This window comes from Streptomyces sp. SID3212, from assembly GCF_009865405.1.
In the GTDB taxonomy this organism is placed as follows: domain Bacteria; phylum Actinomycetota; class Actinomycetes; order Streptomycetales; family Streptomycetaceae; genus Streptomyces.
Genome location: NZ_WWJY01000403.1, coordinates 1 through 3,791 on the forward strand (window position 1 = coordinate 1; position 3,791 = coordinate 3,791).

Annotated in this window: 4 protein-coding genes; all 4 read left to right on the forward strand. The window is 72.6% G+C overall.

Translation table 11 applies throughout. From position 1 onward, the window contains the following. Window positions 1-459 precede the first annotated feature (459 nt). On the forward strand, window positions 460-639 hold the full coding sequence (locus GT042_RS12225) for a hypothetical protein (protein WP_161308746.1): 180 nt from the start codon (window positions 460-462) through the stop codon (window positions 637-639). A gap of 346 nt (window positions 640-985) precedes the next feature. After that, a complete protein-coding gene (locus GT042_RS12230; protein WP_161308749.1) occupies window positions 986-1,930 on the forward strand; it encodes an ABC transporter ATP-binding protein in 945 nt (314 codons plus the stop codon). Beyond that, window positions 1,930-2,658 (forward strand): ABC transporter permease, encoded by a 729-nt coding sequence (locus tag GT042_RS12235; RefSeq protein WP_161308747.1) that lies wholly within the window; start codon window positions 1,930-1,932, stop codon window positions 2,656-2,658. Before GT042_RS12230 ends, GT042_RS12235 begins: the two co-directional genes overlap by 1 nt. Beyond that, window positions 2,655-3,791 (forward strand): histidine kinase (locus GT042_RS12240; protein ID WP_161308748.1); only part of this gene is annotated, 1,137 nt, incomplete at its 3' end. The genes GT042_RS12235 and GT042_RS12240, both read left to right, overlap by 4 nt.

Genomic DNA, 3,791 nt, shown 5'->3' on the forward strand with positions numbered 1-3,791 from the left:
CCCCCGGGTGCCCGGGTCGGGACCGCAGTCGGGGCCGGAGCCGGGGCCGGGGCCGGGGTCAGGACCGCAGTGCGGACCGCAGTCGGGGCCTCGGTCGGGACCGCGGTCGGCGTCGATCACAGAACCGGCACAAGCGGAAGGCTCCGAAGGGGAACCATCCGGCGCCTCCGGCACTCCTGTGATGTGCAGGCCGGTGCCGTTGCAACAGGCACCGCTCACCGGCCGCGGGGCACCTGGCTGAGTCCGGTCCTGAGGGCGGGCCTAGACTTTCGCCGGGGCTACGCAGCCGTATCGACCGCACACGGTCGGTGACCGTGGTGTGCGCGCGTGGTGGGGAAAGTGACCGCGTGATGTGGACAGTGACCACGACTCCGCCGGGGGCGGTGCGGGGCGGCCGGCTCCTGCGCGTACCAGCGGAACGACCTGACCAGCAGCGATCACGACGGGGTGACTTCCCACATGTCTGAAGCCCGAACCGACACGACCCAGGGGCGGCCGGTCCCGCACGGAGCGGCCGACCACCGGGGCGACGACGGCGGCATCGGAAAACACCGAGGGGGCGCGGCTCCGACGGAGGACTCGGCGTCTCCGGCGTACGGACGGCACCGCCGCCCGGAGGAGAACAGCAGGGCGGCCTGAACGAGCGTCCCGTGAGGGGCCGTCGCACACCGGCAGCGGTGAGCGGCGGCCCCTCCGTGTGTCCGGTCGGTGTGTGCCGGGTCCGCCGAATGACATGTGCGTGTACCGAGTCCGCCGAGTGACATGTGCGTGTGCCGGGTTCGCCGAGTGACATGTGCGTGTACCGGACCCGCCAAGTGACATATGTACTGCCCGAGTCCGTACATGCGCCTCTGCCGGGACCGTACCCGTGCTCCGTAGCGTCGTGGCCATGACGCGGACAGCAGAACGAGCGGCTCCGGGGACCCTGCCCGGCTCGCCCTCCCTCCCCGGCTCGGCCTCCCTCCCCGACTCCCCCTCCATCGCCGTGAGTTTCACCGGCGTGGTCAAGAGCTTCGGTACGGTACGGGCCGTCGACGCGGCCGATCTCACGATTCCGCGCGGCGAGACCGTCGCGCTGCTCGGCCGCAACGGCGCGGGCAAGTCCACCGCCATCGCGCTGCTCCTCGGCCTGGACGAGCCGGACGCGGGGACCGTACGGCTCTTCGGGCAGACGCCCGCGCGGGCCGTGGCCGCCGGGCGGGTCGGGGCGATGCTCCAGGACGGCCGGCCGATCCGCCGGGTGACCGTAAGGGAGTTGGTGTCGTTCGTCGCGAGCACCTTCCCCCGTCCCCTGCCGGTCGACGAGGTGCTCGCCCTCGCCGGGCTCACCGGCCTCGCGGGACGGCGCGTCGACAAGCTGTCGGGCGGCCAGGCGCAGCGGGTGCGGTTCGCCGTCGCGCTGGCCGGAGGGCCTGAGCTGATCGTCCTGGACGAGCCGACCGCCGCGCTCGACGTGGAGGCCAGGCGGGCCTTCTGGGACTCCATGCGGGCCTACGCCGACCGGGGCAACACCGTTCTCTTCTCCACGCACTACCTGGAGGAGGCCGACCGGAACGCGGACCGGATCGTCGTGCTCGACCACGGCAGGGTGGTCGCCGACGGGACCGGTGAGCGGATCAGGAGCGCGGCCGGCGGCCACCTGGTGTCGTTCGACCTGGCGGACGGGAGTTCTCAAGACGCCCACGCGCTGGAGCGGTTGCCCGGGGTGGTGTCCGCCGAGGTACGCGGGGGCCGGGCCCTGCTCCGTACCGGCAACTCGGACGCGACGGTGGTCGCCCTCGCCGGACGGGGGTGGATCCGCCGGCTCGAAGTGACCCCGGCCACGCTCGAAGACGCCTTCGTGGCCCTGACGGGCAGCCCTCCCACCGACACCGACACCACCGACCCCACCGACCCCACGAACACCAACCCCTCGAAGGAGACCGTGTGATGCGCGCCTACATCGCGCTCGAAGTGCGCAGGACCCTGCGCGACCCCGGCTTCCTGATCTTCGGCGCGGGCGGCCCCGTCCTGATGTACCTGCTGTTCACCAACATCGGGGTGGACAACAACGCGGCTGCCATGGAGTGGAAGATCTCCTCGATGGTCGGCATGGCGGCGTACGGCGCGCTGGGCGCGGCGGTGTCGACCGGGACGGGGATCGCCGAGGACAAGTCCCAGGGCTGGCTGCGGCAGTTGCGTGTCACGCCGATGTCCCCGCGCAGTGTGGTGACCGGCCGGGCGCTGAGCGCGTCGGTGACCGTCCTGCCCACCCTGCTGGCGGTGCTCGCGGCGGGCGGTCTCGTCAACGGTGTACGCCTGGACCTGTGGCAGTGGGCCGCCCTGGTGGTGCTGCTGTGGGCGGGCGCGCTGCCCTTCACCCTGCTCGGCATCGGCAACGGCTACCGCCTGACGGCCCAGACCACGGGGGCGGTGAGCATGGGCTCGCTGATGCTGCTGGCCGTGGTCGGCGGGCTCTGGTTCCCGATCGACGCGTTCCCGGACTGGCTGCGGTCGGTCGCCGCGTACACCCCCGCCAACCGCTTCGCCGACCTGGGCTGGTCCACCACGGCGGGCCGTGCCCCGGGCGCTGTCACGATCATGGTGCTGCTCGGGTGGCTGGCCGCGTTCGGTTCGTACGCTGTGCTCTCGTACCGCAGGTCAGCGAGGACAGCATGAGACCGACGCACACGCGGCCGGCACGGACCGCCGGCGAACCGCGCCACGAGCGGGGCAGGCCCGGACCGCCCAGCGGGTACACCCTGCTGCCGTGGCTGCTGCTCGGCCTCGGCTCGTTCTCCAACCTCGTCCGGGGAGAGACCTCCAACGCCTGGATCGCCGGCGCCGGGCTGCTGGTCTTCAACTCCCTCTACATCTCCGTGGTGTTCCGGTCCTTCGTCCCGTCCAGGCGGAACACCCCCACCACGTGGTGGCTGCTCGGCGCGATGGCGGTGCCGACGTTCGGCCTCGCCGCCGGGTACGGCGACAACTGGCTGATGTTCTTCCCGCTCTACGGGTTGGCCTGCGGGAGTGTGCTGCGCGGCCGGCTCCTCGGCCTCGTGGGTTTCCCGCTGACCGCGGCGGCGGCGGTCGTCTCGGCGTACTACGGGGGCTGGGACGCGATCACCATCGCGTACGGGACGTTCATCTCGATGATGGTGACCGCCGCGATCCTCACCCTCGCCGAGACGGTGGGTGAACTGCGCGCCACCCGTGAGGAGTTGGCCCGCTCGGCGGTGGAGCAGGAGCGGCTGCGGTTCTCCCGCGACCTGCACGACCTGCTGGGCCACACGCTCTCCGTGATCGTGGTGAAGGCGGAGGCCGCGCGGCGGCTCGCGCCGCGTGACCTGGACGCGGCGCTGACACAGGTCTCCGACATCGAGTCGGTGGGCAGGCAGGCCCTGACGGAGATCCGCGAAGCCGTCAGCGGCTACCGCGAGGGCAGCCTCTCCGCCGACCTGGACCGGGCGCGCTCCGCCCTGACGGCGGCGGGGATCGAGCCGCTCGTACGGCTGTCGGGGCCGCCCCTGGAGCCGCAGACCGAGGTGCTGCTGGGGTGGGTGGTACGGGAAGCGGTGACCAACGCCGTACGGCACAGTTCCGCGACCCACTGCGTGATCACGCTCGACGGCTCGGCGGAACAGGTACGGCTGGAGATCACGGACGACGGGGTGGGACCCCTGACGGACGACGGCGCGGGAGCCCCGGCCGCGGACGGGACGGGGGCCCCGGCCGCAGACGGGACGGGACCCCTCGCCTCCGACGGGGCGGGACTCCTGACCGCCGAGGCGGGACCCCAGGCCGCCGACGAG

Excerpts from the sequence above, each read along its gene's own strand:
- GT042_RS12225 (WP_161308746.1), top strand. The coding sequence starts at position 460 with ATGTCTGAAGCCCGAACCGACACGACCCAGGGGCGGCCGGTCCCGCAC.
- GT042_RS12235 (WP_161308747.1), top strand. The coding sequence starts at position 1,930 with ATGCGCGCCTACATCGCGCTCGAAGTGCGCAGGACCCTGCGCGACCCC.